An 18,793-nucleotide genomic window follows, 5' to 3' on the forward strand; every position below is an offset into this window, starting at 1 on the left:
AATAGTAAATACCAATATGGATCCGAAAGAAAAAAAAGTGAAGGAAGAAGAGATGAATGTGGAAGACATTCTGAATAATGGTGCGGAAGACCAACCGCAAAACGAACAGGCTGAAGACGCAGCGCCGCTGACGCACGAGGAAGAGCTTGAGCAGGAATTGGGAAAGGCTCAGGAGACTATCGAGGAGCAGAAGGATAAGTATCTGCGATTGTCCGCCGAGTTTGACAATTATCGCAAGCGCACTATAAAGGAGAAAGCGGAGCTGATTCTGAATGGTGGCGAAAAGAGCCTGAGCAGCATTCTTCCGGTAGTGGACGACTTCGAGCGTGCCATCAAGACGATGGAGACGGCAACGGATGTGAATGCCGTAAAGGAAGGCGTTGAGCTGATTTACAATAAGTTTCTGGCTGTACTGGCACAGAACGGCGTAAAGGTCATCGAGACGAAAGACCAGCCGCTCGATACGGATTATCATGAAGCCATCGCAGTGATTCCTGCTCCGTCGGAAGAACAGAAGGGCAAGATTCTGGATTGTGTGCAGACGGGTTATACATTGAACGACAAGGTGCTCCGTCACGCGAAGGTAGTTGTAGGGGAATAAGATTAATTTGTAATTGACAAAGAAGCATGGCAGAAAAAAGAGATTATTACGAAATACTGGAAGTGACGAAGACCGCCACAGTAGAAGAAATAAAGAAGGCATACCGCAAGAAGGCGATTCAGTATCACCCTGACAAGAATCCGGGGGATAAGGAAGCGGAAGAGAAGTTTAAAGAGGCAGCCGAGGCTTATGATGTATTGAGTAATCCGGACAAGCGTTCACGTTATGACCAGTTCGGTCATGCGGGCGTGAGCGGCGCGGCAGGCAATGGCGGGCCGTTCGGCGGTTTCGGTGGCGAAGGTATGTCGATGGATGACATTTTCTCTATGTTCGGCGATATCTTCGGCGGTCGTGGCGGTGGCTTCGGCGGCGGATTCAGCGGTTTTGGCGGATTCGGCGGCGGTGGCGGCGGTTCACAGCAGCGCCGGTATCGCGGAAGTGACCTTCGCGTCAAGGTGAAACTGACTCTGAAGGAGATTTCCGAAGGGGTGGAAAAGAAGTTTAAGCTCAAGAAATATGTGCCGTGCGACCAGTGTCATGGCTCTGGTGCCGAGGGCGATGGTGGTTCGGAGACTTGCCCTACTTGTAAGGGTAGCGGTTCGACGATTCGCAACCAGCAGACGATTCTAGGGACTATGCAGACGCGTGTCACTTGCTCTACTTGTAATGGTGAAGGTAAGATTATCAAGAACAAGTGCAAGAAGTGTGGTGGCGACGGAATCATTTACGGTGAAGAGGTGGTGACGGTGAAGATTCCTGCCGGAGTGGCAGAGGGTATGCAACTCTCTATGGGTGGCAAGGGTAATGCCGGAAAGCATAATGGCGTGGCAGGCGATTTGCTGATTCTCGTAGAGGAAGAACCGCATCCGGACTTGATTCGCGACGAGAATGACTTGATTTACAATCTGTTGTTGAGTTTCCCGACGGCTGCGCTGGGCGGTGCCGTGGAGATTCCGACGATTGACGGCAAGGTGAAGGTGAAGATTGATTCGGGTACTCAGCCGGGCAAGGTGCTCCGTCTACGCGGTAAGGGATTGCCGAACGTGAATGGATATGGAACGGGGGATTTGCTCGTGAATATCAGTATTTATGTGCCGGAAGCTCTTAACAAGGAGGAGAAGAGTACGCTCGAGAAGATGGAGAATTCGGACAACTTCAAGCCGAGCACGTCGGTGAAGGAGAAGATTTTCAAGAAGTTCAAGAGTTTCTTCGACTAAGACTTTGCTATATAAAAATAACACCAAATGCTCCATCCTGTTTCAAACATAGGGTGGAGCACTCTCAAAACCAGAGAAAAAGGCATTGAACAGTAAGCCAAAAGTGTTAAAAACCACTAAGGTACATCAATCAATCAATCAATCAATCAATACTCCATAATATATTTCGTATATTTGCAACATAATAAGGTTATTAACGTTATTATTATAAAGCAACATATCAAATACTAATTGTATAGAGTGCTTCAAGCACCTCTCTATTAAAAGTAAGGAGGATATAATTATGGGATCAGACTGAGTAATCAAATTAGAATTAGAAAATAACAAGCAATGTATATAAATATACATTGCTTTATTTATATTACAAACACAATCACAGATGAGATTTTTAAAAGAAAATTTATCGACAATATTTAACAGTACAGCCGGATTTGCTTCAATTATAGGAATTTTAATACTTGCATTTTCTGACACTACTAATGCCATTATTGCGCTATCATTTTTTTGCATATGTATATTAGTACTTCTTATGAGTATTATATGGGCTATTTATTCGTTTGTTAAACGTAGTAATGAAAACAATCATTTAAAAGTATCTGTTTTTACAAAGTTTGAAGCATTAGACAAAACACATAGTATATTCGAGACTTATAGAGTGATCCAATCCAAACGACTTGTCTTATCAGAAATAGACCAAAACTTCAAATGGTCAGGTTCTCAACTGCCTAAGGTATCATCAAGATTTCAAAAAGTCAAAGATGTCATAACAAATGAGCATGACTATGACAAAGCTATATTGACATTTGAAAAACCCTTATTATATAATGAAACAGGAGTCGTTCATTTTAGGGCAGAAACAGACGATTACGATGGAAAAGCTAAACCCTATTTAGATTATAAGGTTGAATCCTACATTAACATTATCCATTATCGTGTAATCCTAAAATATAAAGATGATTTTCAGCAACCAGCTAAAGTGCTAAAAAGACCGATAGATTGTAAAACACCAACAGAATATGAAGAAATCGGTAGCATTACATTCGATGAACGTGCAAAATGTTATGAATATTATTTAATCAATCCCGCACCTGGATATTTCTATAGAATACAATGGGAAAAGTAACCATCAACCAAAGCCGGATTTCTCCGGCTTTTATTATTTCACTTTTATTACTTTATTAGTATCCCGGATTCTGCGTCAGATTATCATTCATTACCCGTATCTTTTCAGGGATGGGGAATACAGTAGTATAGCCACTCTCCTCTTTGGGCAATTGCGGGCGGCTGCTATAAGCTCTTGTGAACTGCCCGAAGCGTATCAAGTCCTGGCGTCTCCAGCCTTCCCATGCCAGTTCAAGTTGGCGTTCGGCAAGAATATTTTCTAAGGTGGCGGAACGGGAAGAGGCGTTCACACGGCTACGTACTTCGTTCAGTTCATCATCGCCGCTTTCGCCGTTGCGTACTTTTGCTTCGCTTTTCATCAGTAAGGCATCGGCGTAGCGGAAGAGTACAATGTCGTTTTCCATCAATTTACCGTCTTTGGTGGCGGTAGGGTCTACTTCGTACTTTTTCATGCGTGCACCGGCTGTTTGTTCGTAGGGGGTGTCGGTGATATCGAGTTCTACTTTCCAAGGAAGATATTCAAGGACGGTGCCGTTGTCCAGTTTGATGATGTTGCCTTTGAGGTCGCGCACGATGCCGGCGAAGTAGCAGATATCGAAACGGGGGTCTTGTTCGGGTGTTTCGTAGCCGAAGGTTTCGAGGGCTTCAATCGTTGCACTGGGCCCGTTCTCGCCGCTTAGTCCGTAGGCCTTGGCGTGGTTATAGTGACGGGAGCGGAAGAGGTATTGCATTTGATTGGTGTACAGGGTTTTGTTCATCGGGATAGTGAAGATGTTCTCTACCGATGGTTCGTTGAATATGGAGAAGTTCGTTTCGTATTCCGGTTCCAGTTTGTAGCCAAGGGATTCCAGTTGGTCGCAGTAGTAGATGGTAGTCTCCCAGGCGTTGAGTTCGTTGCCGTCTACGGTGAATTTGATGTTCTTTCCGTCCGGACGCTGAGTGTCCGTCCAGTCGTTGTCGGTATAGATTTCGGCGTTCAGGGCTAGTTTGGCCAACAGGAAAGTGACCACGGGACGTGTGATACGACCGTAGTAAGGGCCGGATTGGTTACTGTGCGCGACACTTAACAAGGGGGCGGCTTCCTGCAATTCGCGAAATATAAATTCAAAGACGGTTTTGCGGTCGCTTTGGACGACGTCTTTCATGGCTACGGAAGAAGATTGCACCAAAGGGATGTGGGCAAATAAGTCCATCAGGTAATAATAATACATGGCACGCATGGCTTGCACTTCTGCACGGTAGGCGGGAAGTTCCGCGTCGGAGTGGGTTTCGCTGAATTTGTCTATTATTTCTAATGATTTGTTGCTTAGCATGACGACTTTGTAGAGGTATTCCCAAGTGGCTTGGATGGCATCGTTCTCGATGCCCCAGTCGTGGAGAAACAGACCTTGCCAAAAGCCACCATCGTACCAGTCACCGCCACGTGTGGGGATGATGGCTTCATCGGTGGTAAAGGTATTGAGGTCGTAGACTCCCCTACCCGTTCCTTGCAGTCCTTGGCTGTCGCTGTAACCGCCGATGTAAGTATAGAGCGAGGCTACGGCGTTGAGATATACGTCTGACAGTTTATTGTAAACGTCATCGGCGGGAAGTTTATCCTTTGGATTTTCTTCCAGAAATTTATCGCATGAAAAGAAAGTGGTGCATGCAATAAGGATAAGTCCTATATTTTTCAAATATTTTTTTATCATGTTGTCCTCTTTTAGAAGTTGATACTTAATCCTAGTATGTAGGTGCGGGCTAACGGGTAGCCGCGTTTGTCGTCCACGCCCAAGGTTGAGTTGACGGTGGAACTGTTAATCATCGGAGAGAGTCCCGAATAACCGGAGATAGTCGCCAGGTTGTTGACGGTGAATGCCAGACGCAGGGAACGGACATACTTTTTGAGTTTCTGCACTTTCTCTATGGGGACGTTCCAACCCAAGGTGACGTAGTCGAAGTTGACGTAATCCCCCTTTTCCAGCCAGTAGTCGGTGGCGGTCTGGTCTTTGATGTTCTGCTTCGGAGCTGCTTTCATGACATTATAGTCGGGGAAGATGTTCATATTCATATACGTCAAGGAAGTTCCATTGTAGATTTTATGCCCGAAAGCTCCGTTGATTTGGACGGAGAGGTCGAAGCGTTTGTAGCGGAAGCTGATATTGGAGCCCAGTATCGTTTTGGGGACGGCCTGTCCTGCCACGTAGCGGTCTTCACCGTCTTCGAGGCTGACACCGCCGCCGTTCAGGTCGGCGATGCCATAGGTGTATCCGCCGTTGCCGTCGGATTCCAGTCCGGTGCTGTGGGGAAGGTAGAAGACACCTAAGGGTTGCCCTACCATTTGGTAGACGATGTGGTTGTATCCGCCGTGGAAGCCGGCGCCGTCAAGACTGGCAAGGCTTTTGTATTCGGGGGCGGAAATCATTTCACCGTTGTACATACCGCTCAGGGAGAGCAGTTTGTTGCGTTGGAAAGTGATGTTGGCGTTGATGTTTAGTTCCATGTCCGGCGTTTTCAGAGGGGTGATGCCGATGGCGATTTCAGTACCCCAGTTGCGCATGGAGCCGATGTTGGCCAACAGGGTGTTGTAGGTGAATGGCGGTACGCTGACATTGTAGAGGTAGAGCATATCGGTGGTGCGGGAGTTGTAATAGTTGGCGGAGAGCAGCAGACGGTTACCGAACAGGGCGACGTCGATACCGGTATTGAAGGTATGTTTTACTTCCCATTTCAGGTCGGGGTTGGTATTCCGCAAGTCGCCCAGGGAGACGATGGCGGAGTTTCCTACGGGGACAACGCCGTTCGGTTTGACGAGGTTCAGGGTTGTGTAGGAGTCGATTCCGCTTTGGTTGCCTGCCAGACCGTAGCCGATACGAAATTTCAGGTTATCGACCATCGGGAGTTGTTTCATGAATTTCTCTTCACTGATTACCCAGGCGGCGGATGCGGAAGGGAAAAATCCCCATTTATGATTAAAGCCGAATTTTGAGGATGCGTCCGTGCGGGCGTTCAAAGTCAAGATGTAGCGGTCGGCGTAGGTGTAGTTGAAGCGTCCCATGAAGGATGCAAGGCGGGGCTGCTCGTAGTAGGAGTTCGTGCCTTCCCACAGGCGGAGCGCTCCTGCTTGCAGGTTGTTGTAGCCGAATTTGTCGGTGCTGAAGTTGGTCACTGTGGTGTAGTATCCGGTGTAAGTTTCTTTCTGGACTTCGGCAAGGGCGAGTGCGTCGAAGAAGTGTTTTCTCCAGTTCTTCTTGTAGGTCAGCATCATGTTGCCTAGCAGGGATTCACGTTTTTTCGTTCCTTTGTAGGCTTGGCCGTTTGCCCATACGGACGTGGGGAGGTATTGGGAGTTTTCGACGATGTTGTAGGTATAGGCACCGAACAGTGTGAGTTTCAGTTCTTTCATCAGGTTGAATGTCAGTCGGGCGTGGGTGCTGATATGTGAGGTGGCATCGTCGTCCTGCACTTCCATCCATGCCAGCGGATTGGTGATTTGGCTGGCGGTGGTGATGCCGTCCCAAGAGTTGGTGACGGGGTCTTTGTGGTTGGGGTATGTGGGGTTGAAGGTGGCGGCGGAGTAGAATGTTTTCTGATAATCTACGAGGTTATGGTTCTTGAGGATAGAACCGAACATTCCCAGTTCGCAGTCCAGAAAACCGTCGAACATCTTTTGGTTCATGTTCATGTTGGAGGTGAAGTTCTTCATGTCCTCGTTCAGTATGACTCCCTGACGATCCATGAAACCGAGGGAGACACGGTAGTTGGATTCACTAGAACCGCCGTAGAAGGCAATGTGGTGATTCTGCTGTAAGCCGGTTTGTTCTATTTCTTTCTGGAAGTTGGTGTTGTTTCCTTTGTCGAGGATGGAGATGCCACGTTCTGAAGCTACCTGGCGGAATTCGTTGCCGGAGAGCATTTTCAGGTTTTTGTAGACGGTGGAGATGCCGAAGCTGCCATTGTAGGCGACTTGCGTCCGGCCTTGCCTTCCTTTTTTCGTGGTGACTTCTATCACACCGGACGCACCGCGTGAACCGTATTGGGCGGTTTCGGAAGCGTCTTTCAGAATGGTGAAGCTCTCGATGTCGGTGGGGTAAATAGAGGTCAGCATACTAAGGTCGCCGAATACTCCGTCAACGATAATCAGCGGGTCGTTGCCACTGGTCAGAGAGGTGGTTCCCCGGAGACGGACAGCATCGAGGGCGGCAGGGCCGTTACTTCCCCGCTGAATGGTAAGACCGGGGACACGACCGCGAATGGCTTCCAAAGGATTCGTTATCTGGTCTTTGTTCATCTGCCTTTCCGTGATTTTCTCTACGGAGCCGGAGATAGTTTTCAGACTTCCGGTGGCATATCCTACCGTGATTAAGGAATCTATGGGAACTGTCAGGGGAATCTTCTGCGCAAACAGGCTGCCACAAGAGGTTATCAGAAGAAGACTGAGAAAAATTAGTTTACCGTGTCGTCGTACCATAATAATTAGTTTTTAAGGTAATGTTACAATAGTGTCTACTCCAAGCTGTTGATTCTATTCAAATCTCTTCCTTCCGGAAGGAATTTGAGATACTTTCGTTTTTAAAGCAGACTTCTGATATAAATATAACAAAAAAAGAGAGAATCTGGTTGAGTAGATTCCCTCTTTTTTTTAATCCGTGTCCGAATATCTATTTCACAATTATCTCGTCAGTAAATATCCATCCGCCGAACTCTTTTCCGGCCTTTGCCTGATAGCGCACATATCTTCCTTGTGCGTTTCCTTCCCAAGAAATGTCCGTAAATTTAATGGGGACTTCTTTGGTTACTTCAAAGGTCTGATGTTTCAGTTCCGTGAAGTTGATTCCGTCATCGGAGACAGAAATGGTGACAGATGCGGGAAGGAATACTTCCGCTCCCACCACCTGCATGAAAGCTGCTGTAACGGAGTGGATGGTAGTCGCGGCTTCGAGGTCAACCGTCACGTCCAGACGGTCGCCGTTGATAAAGCCCTGCCAGCGGCCGTCACCATATGTCCAGTCTCCACGTATGCCGTCCGTCAGGGCGGTGTTTCCACCGGCGGTATAATGAGAGCTGTACGGAGAGTTGTAAATCACCTTTTTGCCTAAAGCAAGGTGGTCGACGGGACGGGTGGATTCGGGACGGCTGCCTATCTCGTTTTTCAAATCGAAAGTGTGGTAACCTTTTGACTGCAAGTCCGTCACCGCTTTCAAGGCACGGGCATGGAAGTCTGTCCACGACTTGCGTTCGGGAACCGACCAGGCTATTTCCGCCAACGCCAATGCACGAGGATACATCATATATTCCATGTGTTCCGGAGTCGGGATATATTCAGCCCACAGGTTAGCCTGCACGCCATACACCAGTTCCGCCTGTTCTGCCGACAATGATTTGGCAACGGGATTGTAGGAGTAGACTTTCTTCAAGGGCAGGTATCCGCCAATAGCTTCCGGCTGAGAATACGGGGCGTCCTGATAACTGTCCAGATAGCAGAATGCGCCGGGGGTCATAATGGCCTGATGACCGGAAGTGACGGCAGCGATGCCACCCTCTTCCCCACGCCATGACATGACTGTCGCATTAGGAGCCAGACCGCCTTTCAATATCTCGTCCCAACCGAGCAGACGACGGCCACGGGCGTTCAGAAACTTTTCTATCCGGTGAATCAAGTAGCTTTGCAGTTCGTCTACGTGAGAGAGGTGCTCGTCCTTCATTCTCTTTTGGCATTTCGGGCAGGTTTTCCATGCTGCCATACCGGCTTCGTCACCGCCGACGTGGATATATTCCGACGGGAAAAGCTCCATTACTTCGGTCAGTACATTTTCGAGGAAGGTGAATGTCTCTTCGTTTCCGACACAGAAATCCGCGTTCTTATATGGTTCGCCCGTACAGGAAAGTTGCGGATAGGCTGCCAATACTTCTTCCGAGTGGGCAGGCATTTCAATCTCCGGAATAACCGTAATAAAATGCTGACGGGCATATTCCACGATTTCACGGATATCATCCTGGGTATAGAAACCGCCGGAAGCTCCGGGTTCGTCGAAACGGACGTATTTGCGGTCGCCGTTCCACCATTTCTTCCAGTTGGCATCGGTACGCCAGGCGGCAAAATCTGTCAGCCGGGGGTATTTCTTGATTTCAATGCGCCAACCTGCCGCGTCCGTAAGGTGCAGGTGCAGGCGGTTGATTTTATAGTATGCCAGTGCGTCTATCTGCTTTTTCACAAAGTCTTTGGAGAGGAAATGGCGGGACACGTCCAACATCAATCCGCGATAGGCGAAACGGGGGGTATCCTGCACTTCAACGGCAGGAACAGTAATACTTTCACCCGAAGCCGCCGACAATTGCAGGAGTGTCTGAATCCCGTAAAACAGTCCGGCTCCCGAAGTTGCCTGTATCAGGACTCGGGACGGTGTGACGGACAGCGTATAACTTTCAGGAGTAGGCAACTGTCCGCTCTTTTCCGTTATCAATAGAGAAAGTACATTCTGCGTATCTTTCTTTTTCCCTTTCTTGAGATGAACCGGCAATGCTTGCAGACAATTCTCAAGAAGCTGCGCTTCTCCACCTTGTAAATTTGTATAAAGTTTTGTTTTCTCCGAGAGTAAAAAAGAGCCCGTCCCCTGCTCCATTTTCAACGGGACAGGAATGACGGACTGTGCTTTGAGGGAATGTGCGGTCAAGCACATTCCCAATACCCATAAGAAAAGACAAACTTTAGCGTATCTCTTTCTTATATTCATTAATCTATCGTGATTTCGTCTACAAACAAGAATGCCGGACTATCTTTGCCACCATGCCATGCCGGTATTTTACTTTCAGACAGGGCAACCACTTTCACGTATTGAGTTTTCACCGGGCTGAATGACAGTTTATGTTCGTAGATACCATTCTTATCGCTTTCTTTCATAGCAGGATATTCCTCGGAAGCGACTTTGGTAAAGTTCTTGCCATCGTCTGAAACTTCTACGGAAAGTCCTCTCGCGTCAAACACCCAGTCGCCCTTCTCCACGCAAGTAGAAATAGCAACGCTCGAAATCTCGGTGGGCTGCTGAAGGTCGATAGTCATATCCATATCGTTCTTGTAGAATGCAATCCAACGTCCGGTCTTGTAGTTGCCGTTTCCTTTCAAGCCGTCTACCAGTGTAGATTCACCCTTGAACATGTATTGCTTATTGACAGGTTGGTTGGCTACAATCGGCTTCATGCTGGACTTGCTGAAATTAACCTTTTCAGAAACCACACGGCTGTTTCCGGTAGGACGGACAGCAATGGCAGAGAAAGTTACGTTTTCCTTGATTTTCAGCGGGCTTTCATAAAGCGGAGAAGCAGCGGTAGGTTCCGTGCCGTCAAGTGTGTAATGGATAGGCGCACCGTCAATGGTTGACAAGGTGATATCCAGCGTACCGTCTGCCGGGTTCGGAGTGTATTCGGCAGTTACGTTGAATACGTGTTTTGCGTAATTGTATCCTTCGGCATCGTACCACTTAATCAGGCGCGGCAGACGGGACAGGAAGTCTTCATAATTCTTCTTGTCGGGAGCCGACCACTGGATTTCGGACAAGGCAGCCCAACGGGGCAATACCATATACTGGGCATGAGAGAATGTAGGAATGTATTCAGTCCAGAGGTTAGCCTGCACGCCTTTGATATATTTCTGTTCTTCGGGAGTGAGGGAAGCCGGCATCGGCTCGTAGCTGTACACTCTTTCAAGAGGCAGGTAACCGCCAATACCGAGAGGTTCGTTCTCCGTGTCTTTTGTCTGGTAGTAGTCGAAATACAAGTAAGTGTTCGGTGTCATGATAACATCATGTTTCTGCTTGGCTGCTTCGATACCGCCCTTTTCACCACGCCATGACATGACAGTCGCGTTCGGTGCAAGCCCGCCTTCGAGGATTTCATCCCAACCGATAATCTGACGTCCGTGGTCGTTGAGGAATTTTTCGATATGGTTGATAACGAAGCTCTGCAAACGTTCTTCCTTGCTATGCTTATCATCCGATTTCAATCCCAGCGCCTTGATACGTGCCTGGCATTTCGGACATTTCTCCCAACGTACTTTCGGACATTCGTCACCACCTACATGGATATATTCCGACGGGAAGATTTCAATCAGTTCGGCATATACGTCTTCGAGGAATTTCAATACCTGGTCGTTTCCGGCACAGAGCACGTCTTCGGATACACCCCATTGTCTCCATACTTCGTACGGGCCACCTGTACATCCGAGTTCCGGATAAGCGGCAAGAGCAGCCTGCATATGTCCCGGCAGGTCGATTTCGGGGATAACCGTGATATAACGTTCAGCAGCATAAGCTACTATGTCTTTCGCCTGTTCCTGAGTGTAGAAACCGCCGTAAGGTTTGCCGTCATATTCGCCGGAGTTGCGTCCGATGACTGTCTCCGTTCTCTTGGAACCGATTTCCGTCAGTTTCGGGTATTTCTTGATTTCCAGACGCCAGCCCTGGTCTTCAGTAATATGCCAGTGGAAACGGTTCATATTGTGCAAAGCCATCATGTCGATATAGGTCTTCACTTCGTCTACGGTAAAGAAATGGCGGCTAGTGTCGAAGTGCGCGCCACGATAAGAGAAACGGGGAGCATCCTTTATCTCTACTGCCGGCAATGCGATATCCGCACCCACTGCAACGGGCAAGGATTTGCGCAAAGACTGGATTCCATAGAATACTCCGGCTTCCGTCGGGCCGGTGATAGTGATTCCGTCACCCGCTACTTTCAACTGGTAGGACTCGGGATTTTCGGCTTCCGCTCCCAATGCCAGCACAATGGCGTTCTTACCTTCTGTTCCGGCTTCGATGGCAAAGTCTTTTCCGGTAGCTGTTTTCAAGTAGTCGGCAAGAAATTTTGCGTTGCGTTGCATCTTTTCGTTACCTTCCGGATAAAGGATTTTCACTCCGCTCTTCAGGATGAAGGGACTTCCCTGAGCTGTAACGATTTCCTGCGGCAAAGGAATGATTTGGTAATCAGCTTCCTGTTGCGCGGATTGGCACGAAGCAAAAAGTCCCGCCACTGCCAGGCATCCGGTTAGTTTTAAGAATTGTTTCATAAACTAAAAATTAAGTGTTAAGTTACTAATAGATATTTAATTATAGGTTTCACGAATATGTTTGAGTCCCAAAGGCAATTCTTCTCCTTTCTTGATGTCGGGAGAAGTGATGATGACCGTTTTACGCTCTCCGGGCAAAAGGTCGAAGAAGTTGTCGCTGAAACGGGCGCCCTGCAAAGGTATTTCGATAAAGACGTCTTTTGCCAGGGCAGGAGAAAGAAGTGTCAGTTCGCATTTGCCGTCTGTCTGCTTCATCTTATAGGTGATGGTCGTCTCGGGCAGGAGCAGGTCTTTGGTCTTTTCAAAGAAGTAGACTGTTTCGGCTACTGTATGACCGGATTTGTCTTTCAAGGTCAGTTGCATGAAGCTACTGCGCAGGTCGTCCGTAAGCGGGCGCTTTGCCGGAAAGAACAAAGTGGTGAGCGGAGTGCGGTATACACATTGGGAAGTGTTGGCAGGAAGAGACAAAGAAGGAAGGACAACCGTTTTTCCGGCTTTCTTTCCCGCAAAGTTCGTCAGTTTCATTTCCAACGTCAGTTTCTCCCGGGTGTCAAGATGGTCGGAAAGCAAGTAAACACACAAGTTGTCACCTTCCAGCAAAGGATTGATATGAACGGGGGCAAATGCACGCTTTGCCTGATAATGCAGGGCTTTCCAATTACCGTAGTAGTCGATACCCGACCATGACACTACCGGCCAACTGTCGTTCAATTGCCAGTATAATGTACCCATACAATAGGGACGGTTGCGACGGTGCGCTTCCAGGCCGTGGCGCATTCCATGTCCCTGCAATACAAGTCCGACATATACGAAGTCCTCGAATTTCTCGGGTACGATATAATCGCGTTCCATATAAGTACGAATCAAGTCATTGCCGATGCTGCTCTTTTGATGGGCGTTCATCACTTCCGATTCGATTTGATAATCTTCTGGAGATGCGAATGTGGCAATGGTTTTCATTTCGGGGAAAGACTGGAAACCGAATTCGCTCATAAAACGCGGCAAATCGGCATCCAATGATTCAAAAGTTTTCTTTCCGTACCAGACGCCCCAATTGTGGCTATCCCCTATTCCCCATGATTCGGGACGTCCCCAGTTGGCAAGATAGGGGGAACTGTGGATGTAGAAGCGGTCTGCGTCGAGTTCCTTCACTTTGGCGGGAAGTAACTCGCGGAAGAGTTTGTCGTAGCCGGTCATCATTTCCTGATAGATTTCCGGGGTATATTTCTTTTGATATCCCCAGTATTTCAAGGCTTCGAGTATTTCGTTGTTTCCGCACCACATGGCTAGCGAAGGGTGGTTGCGGAGACGGCGGATGTTGTAGCAGGCTTCCTCCTCTACCCTTTTCAAGAAGGTGGGGTCGGACGGATAAGGGGTGCAGGCAAACATAAAGTCCTGCCATACCAGTATTCCGTTCTCGTCTGCCAGATTGTAGAAACGGTCGTCTTCATAGGTTCCGCCACCCCATACGCGGATGACGTTCATGTTCGCTTCCTTAATGTCGCGGAACAATGTCTGATAGCGTTCGGTAGTCACATTCGTCAGTAGAGCGTCCTGAGGTATGTAGTTGGCTCCCTTGGCAAACATCGGGATACCGTTCACTTCAAAATAGAAGGATTCTCCATCCGCGTCCTTTTCGTTCACCAGGCGGACGGTGCGGAGTCCGATTCTGTGGGATTGTTCAGCTACGATGTTGCCTTGAGCGATAACTTGGGCGGAGAATTCGTATAAGGTCGGCGCTCCCCAGCCATTCGGCATCCAGCGTACCGGTGAGACAACTTCCGTAGGGATACAGATGTGGTTGATTCCGGGTTGCAGGGTGACGTTTTGGGTGATGGCGGATTCCTGTTCCCCTTCGAGCGAGGTTTTTATTTTTATTTCTGCTTGAAGCGGATGGGGAAGTATGTTGTTTATTTCCAGTTCGTTGGACAGCTTGGCTACCTGGTCAGTCAGTGATAGTTGCTTCACATGGTAGTCGCTGATGGAAGCGGCATCGTAGAAGCGGATGGTTACCGGACGCCAGATGCCGCTGGTCACCATGCGGATACCCCAGTCCCAGCCGTAGCTGTAAGGGGCTTTGCGGGAGAATACACTCAGGTGTTTCTCGTGATGGTCGTTGTCGGCGGGATAGTTGAATCCGTTGGAAGCGTATTGGGGCAATGTCTGCCGAATGGGCGAATGAAAATATATGTGAAGGAGATTTTCTCCGGAACGAAGATATTGTTTGACGGGGATTGTGTAGCCGACGAACATATTGTCGGCTTTTAACAGCAATGCTCCGTTGAGGTAGACATCGGCGTAGGTATCGAGCCCTTCAAAGGTGAGTTGGGCGTCATCACGTTTCAGTTGGTCGGCGGTGATTGTAAAAGCCGTCCTGTATTCCCAGTCTTCATTTTCGACCCATTGGATTTTCTGTTCGTTGGTACCGTAGAAGGGATTGGGAATGAGGTTGTGATGGATAAGGTCTTGATGTACCGTGCCGGGGACTACGGCTGTGCGCCATACCTCTGTCCCCACTTGGGAAAACTCCCAGCCTGTGTGCAAAGTTAGAACTTCTGAATTGTCATTGCTCTGGGCATAGGCCATGCTGCAACAGCAGAGTAATCCACACGCTATCTGAGCTTTTTTTCCGGTTAAATTAATCATCATAGTGGGGGCATTAGATATTAACGGTGTCAAAGATATTATTTTTCCATCAATTTTCCCTGATAATTTAACAAAATATAGATTACAAGCGGCATTGTTTTTATTATTCCACTGTTATCCTGATTATTTCGGGTGTGCGGATACCCGGCTTCAATTCTCCGTTTATGTTGTAATAAGTCTTATCCCATCCCACCAATGCTGCTCCGGCACGGGCTGTTTGCGGGGTACGGGCTACTTCCTGCCATGTGTTTTGGCTGATGTCATATATTAATATCCGGTCATTGAATTTGTACCATTCGGCAGGATGGAGAAGATAGTCCTTCTGGGGGTGTCGGAGAGCCGCAAGGAAGATATCTTTATTCACCCCGCCTGTACAGAGAATCAGGTTTTCATTGATGGCGATAGCAGTTCCGCCACCTAAGGAGATGGTTTCACCGTCATTTCCTGTCGGGGTGGCTATGGGAATCCATTGGCGGGACAGGGACGAGTAGCAATAACCGTTGGTGGAAAGTGTTGCCGGTTTGTCATCAGTAGAAGCGGCGAATCCGCCCCATAGGAAGATACGGGCTTCACCGTCTTTAAGCTGTCCGGCACAGACAGCTTGCGTCCGTGCATCTCCGGGAAAATCCGGTAACTCCTGCCAACCAGTCTCAAGCCTGTCCAAGTCGAGGCAAAGGAATGAGTTGGAAGGTTTGCCGTTTCTGTTACCACCTGCAACGAACAGTTGCCCGCCTATCAACGTGCCGCACATATTATCCAACGCATAAGGCAAAGCAGGAAGAGTTTCTATTACGACTTTCCCTTGTTTTGCCGCCTTCGGATTTCTCCCCCAACTGATTTTATAGACAGACGTCAGCGCATCTTTTCCATCGGTTCCCCCTATGCAGATGATACCATCCGGACAAGACACGGAAACTCCGTAAGCGGAAGCGACAGGCAACTCTCCCACCTTACGCCAGGCAAGTACCGTATCGGTATTTATCGTTGCCGCATAAATCCCCCGATAGAATTTCTTCTTTCCGCCATCGCTGGCAGGAACACCGGGAAAATTACAACCACCCGCCATCAGCAGGTTACCGCTCAGGATTCCTGAGTAGCAGGCGGAAACGCCAAGTTTGAAGCCTTTCTCCGATTGGGGGAATCCTTCCATTTTCTGCAAGTGAATATCCGTAATGAACCGCTCGGATGCTTCCGCACGGAAGGTCGAAGCCGGCAGGCCTGCTTCATTCACCAGATTTGCGCGTGTGAAAGGCTGCCAACCGTAGCGGACATATCGCGGATGCTTTACTTGTTCGCTATATACTTTTATCTGACCGTCTATTATCTCGGCAACGGCAGGATAATAAATACCGTCCGTCTCGGCGACCTCAAACGTACGCAAAGGACGACCGTCCGCACTCTTTAAGCCTTTGCCGTAATTGAAAGTCACATATACGGCATTTTCACGAAAATCGGCTTGCTGAAATAACGGGCCGGATGGCAGTATATGGCTCATGCCATACGTTTTATTCAAGGCCCAACGGGCGAGACGTTCGCCAATCGGTTTCTTATTTCTAGGGTGTACGTCTAATGAGTCGCCATTATCACTCGACACCGCCATACCTGTATTCGGTATTTCGTTCATCATCCTGCGCTGGCTGTCACGGAACCACGGCCAGGAAGGACGGGCTATACTGGAGAGCTGAACGTAGTAGAACGGCAGTTCCTCATTCTCCCAGTTCTTACGCCAACTGCTTATCAAGAGTTTGAAGAGTTTCTCGTGGGCTTCGTAATTATGGGCGTTCGATTCTCCCTGATACCAAATCACACCTTTGACCGGATATTGCGCCAACGGACGAATCCCCGACTCATACAAATAACAAGGTTCGTAAGGGTGGCGTTGGTATTTCTCTTTCGACTGTTTGATGTTTAATGCAGCACGTCCGCGTACCCAGTCTTGTATAAAATCATTGTGTGTCCAGTCTTTCAATATAGCCGGGAAGTGATATTCCAACGTATTCCGGTCTATCCATGATTCAGTAGGCGAACCGCCGATTGCATTGCATATCAGCCCTACCGGAACTTTCAAGCTATCCCGCAACATCCGGCCGAAATAAGATGCTACCGCCGAGAAACGGGCGGCATTGTCGGGAGTACAGGTTTGCCATTCCGTGTCTTTATAATACTGAAGATGATTCAGGGAGTCGAGGACGGAAGCGTCCCATTGCACCGCGTCCGTACGCCAACGGGCTTTCATGTCATACAAGCGCAACTGTTCGTCGGCAGCTTGAGGAATGTCTTTCTTTCCGGTAGTGGTTTGGCTCAACATAAATTCCATATTCGACTGTCCGGAGCATAGCCAGACTTCTCCTGCCAGGACGTTGGTGTACTTCAAGATTCTTTTTTGAGTGGAGACTGCCAACGTATAAGGGCCGCCTGCTTTCAACGGTGATAATCTCACCGACCATTTCCCGTCCAGTGCAGTTTTTGTAATCCACTGCTGACGGTCTATGCTGACTGTTACTTGCTCTCCTGCATTGGCTGTTCCCTGTATCAGTAAAGGGGTATCACGTTGGAGAACCATATTATCCGTATAAAGCGGGGATAATTTCAAGCCGCCATAATCTCCGGTGATAGCCGAATAAACAGTTTTTGCCATGATGGCTGCCCCTTCGGCAGTAGGATGAACGGCATCCGGCAGCAAGAAAGGATATGGATAGAGCGGTTCGTGAAAGTCTATTAACTGCACACCGGCATAACGCGCTACTGTTTCGATAGCTGTCTGTATCTCGCCGTGCCAGTCACGGGTGCCCGACTGGAAACGCGGATGCCGGTCGGCAATCGGGGTCATTCGCGCTATGATAATCCGTGCGCCGGGATTGGCTTTGCGGAAGGTATCAATCAGGTTCAGATAATCTTTCACAAAAAAGTCACGGTAATTGGGCCAGTTGCGAGGGTCGGTATCATTGATTCCCAAATGAATGACAACAATGTCTCCTGCAAAATCCAATGCTTTCTGATATTCTTCCTGCCGGGTATAGGGACGGTGTCCTTGATTGAGCAGGGTGGCGCCGGGCTTTCCGAAGTTTCCGACTTCATAACGGTTGCCTAACATTTTTTGCAACTGCACGGGATAAGACTGCACCAAACGGTCGGATAATCCGGTTCCGTAGGTGATACTGTTTCCTACACAGGCTACTTTTATCCGTTGTTGCTGAGCGGACGAAATAGTCCAACATACAAACAGACAGACAGATAGAATCAGAATCTTTTTCATGTATTTCCTCCCCTTTTTAACGTCAATTCAATATAATCAATCTCCGCATGGCTTCCCCTCCTTCCAGAAGGAGAAGAAGCACAGCCTATGATTTATATCGAGCTCCTTTTGATTTATTTCTTTGGTTTTTATTTCTTTCCGATATAAGGTTTTACAATCTCTACCCATTTCAAATACCCTTTTCCTAAAAGATGCAGACCGTCATTCGTGTATGCAGTGTTCATTTTTCCGGTTTCTTTATCTACAAAATGGGAGTACAAGTCTATATATGCCGCTCCTTCCTTCTCTGCCAGACGGACTAATCCTTTATTAATTTCCGGAACAACCTGCCAACGGGAAGTATGCCCCTTGAACATATTATAATGGTCGGTCACGGGGAGAACGCTTTGCAGATAAAGCTTTGTTTTCGGTGAATCCGTCTTTATCTTCCGGACAATCATCCCGATACGGGACACAATGGTATCGGCAGGAGTTCCACGACTCACATCATTAATGCCAATCAGAAGAAATATTTTTGCAGGTTTTCCTTTCAGGACAGCATCCAGACGGTCATACACTCCCATACAGATATCACCGCTGATTCCGCGGTTCTTGACGTGCTTATTATTAAACAGTTCCGACCATTCGGCACCGTTCGTAATACTATTCCCCAAGAAAATAATGTCATCAGAAGTCACGGGCAGCTCTTCAAACAATGTGGCACGCTGATAATAAAATGTAGAATATTTACGTTCTTGCGCACGGCATACTAATGCCAAAGACAATATGACCACTAGAAAAAAGAACTTCCTACAGGCTATTCCTTTTATTGGCTCATTGACATATCCGTTTTGCATCATAGTACATCCGTCTTTTATTATAGCATATCCGTTTTTCATTATAGCATATTTCTTTTTCATTATAGCATATCTGTT

10 protein-coding genes are annotated in these 18,793 nt (G+C 48.1%); 3 read left to right on the top strand and 7 right to left on the bottom strand.

The window, feature by feature from the left end; genetic code table 11:
• The first annotated feature begins 16 nt into the window (after positions 1–16).
• The 3 genes from AB5443_RS00680 (at position 17) to AB5443_RS00690 (ending at position 2,941) form a co-directional block, all read left to right on the top strand.
• Positions 17–601, top strand: coding sequence for a nucleotide exchange factor GrpE (locus AB5443_RS00680; protein WP_073348380.1), 585 nt, complete (start codon positions 17–19; stop codon positions 599–601).
• A gap of 26 nt (positions 602–627) precedes the next feature.
• Positions 628–1,818 carry a molecular chaperone DnaJ gene (dnaJ, locus tag AB5443_RS00685; protein ID WP_277133493.1) on the top strand — a complete coding sequence of 397 codons (1,191 nt, stop codon included), beginning with the start codon at positions 628–630 and terminating at the stop codon, positions 1,816–1,818.
• A 379-nt stretch (positions 1,819–2,197) separates the two neighbouring features.
• A complete protein-coding gene (locus AB5443_RS00690; RefSeq protein WP_195662439.1) occupies positions 2,198–2,941 on the top strand; it encodes a hypothetical protein in 744 nt (247 codons plus the stop codon).
• Positions 2,942–2,996: 55 nt separating this feature from the next.
• Here AB5443_RS00690 and AB5443_RS00695 read toward each other — a convergent pair whose 3' ends face one another.
• From AB5443_RS00695 to AB5443_RS00725, 7 genes are all read right to left on the bottom strand, one after another.
• Positions 2,997–4,631 (bottom strand): RagB/SusD family nutrient uptake outer membrane protein, encoded by a 1,635-nt coding sequence (locus AB5443_RS00695; protein WP_368113029.1) that lies wholly within the window; start codon positions 4,629–4,631, stop codon positions 2,997–2,999.
• A gap of 11 nt (positions 4,632–4,642) precedes the next feature.
• Positions 4,643–7,390 carry a SusC/RagA family TonB-linked outer membrane protein gene (locus tag AB5443_RS00700; RefSeq protein WP_368113030.1) on the bottom strand — a complete coding sequence of 916 codons (2,748 nt, stop codon included), beginning with the start codon at positions 7,388–7,390 and terminating at the stop codon, positions 4,643–4,645.
• Positions 7,391–7,580: 190 nt separating this feature from the next.
• Positions 7,581–9,653, bottom strand: a complete 2,073-nt coding sequence (locus AB5443_RS00705) for a family 20 glycosylhydrolase (RefSeq protein WP_368113031.1) — start codon at positions 9,651–9,653, stop codon at positions 7,581–7,583.
• On the bottom strand, positions 9,653–11,977 hold the full coding sequence (locus AB5443_RS00710; protein ID WP_307997256.1) for a glycoside hydrolase family 20 protein: 2,325 nt from the start codon (positions 11,975–11,977) through the stop codon (positions 9,653–9,655). Before AB5443_RS00710 ends, AB5443_RS00705 begins: the two co-directional genes overlap by 1 nt.
• A gap of 36 nt (positions 11,978–12,013) precedes the next feature.
• Positions 12,014–14,626, bottom strand: a complete 2,613-nt coding sequence (locus AB5443_RS00715; RefSeq protein WP_368113032.1) for a glycoside hydrolase family 2 protein — start codon at positions 14,624–14,626, stop codon at positions 12,014–12,016.
• A gap of 100 nt (positions 14,627–14,726) precedes the next feature.
• Positions 14,727–17,879, bottom strand: a complete 3,153-nt coding sequence (locus AB5443_RS00720; protein ID WP_368113033.1) for a cyclically-permuted mutarotase family protein — start codon at positions 17,877–17,879, stop codon at positions 14,727–14,729.
• Positions 17,880–18,007: 128 nt separating this feature from the next.
• Positions 18,008–18,715 (bottom strand): SGNH/GDSL hydrolase family protein, encoded by a 708-nt coding sequence (locus AB5443_RS00725; protein ID WP_368113272.1) that lies wholly within the window; start codon positions 18,713–18,715, stop codon positions 18,008–18,010.
• Positions 18,716–18,793 lie beyond the last annotated feature (78 nt).

Origin of the sequence: Bacteroides sp. RTP21281st1_H5_RTP21281_210402, assembly GCF_040918965.1 — a bacterium.
GTDB lineage: Bacteria > Bacteroidota > Bacteroidia > Bacteroidales > Bacteroidaceae > Bacteroides > Bacteroides congonensis.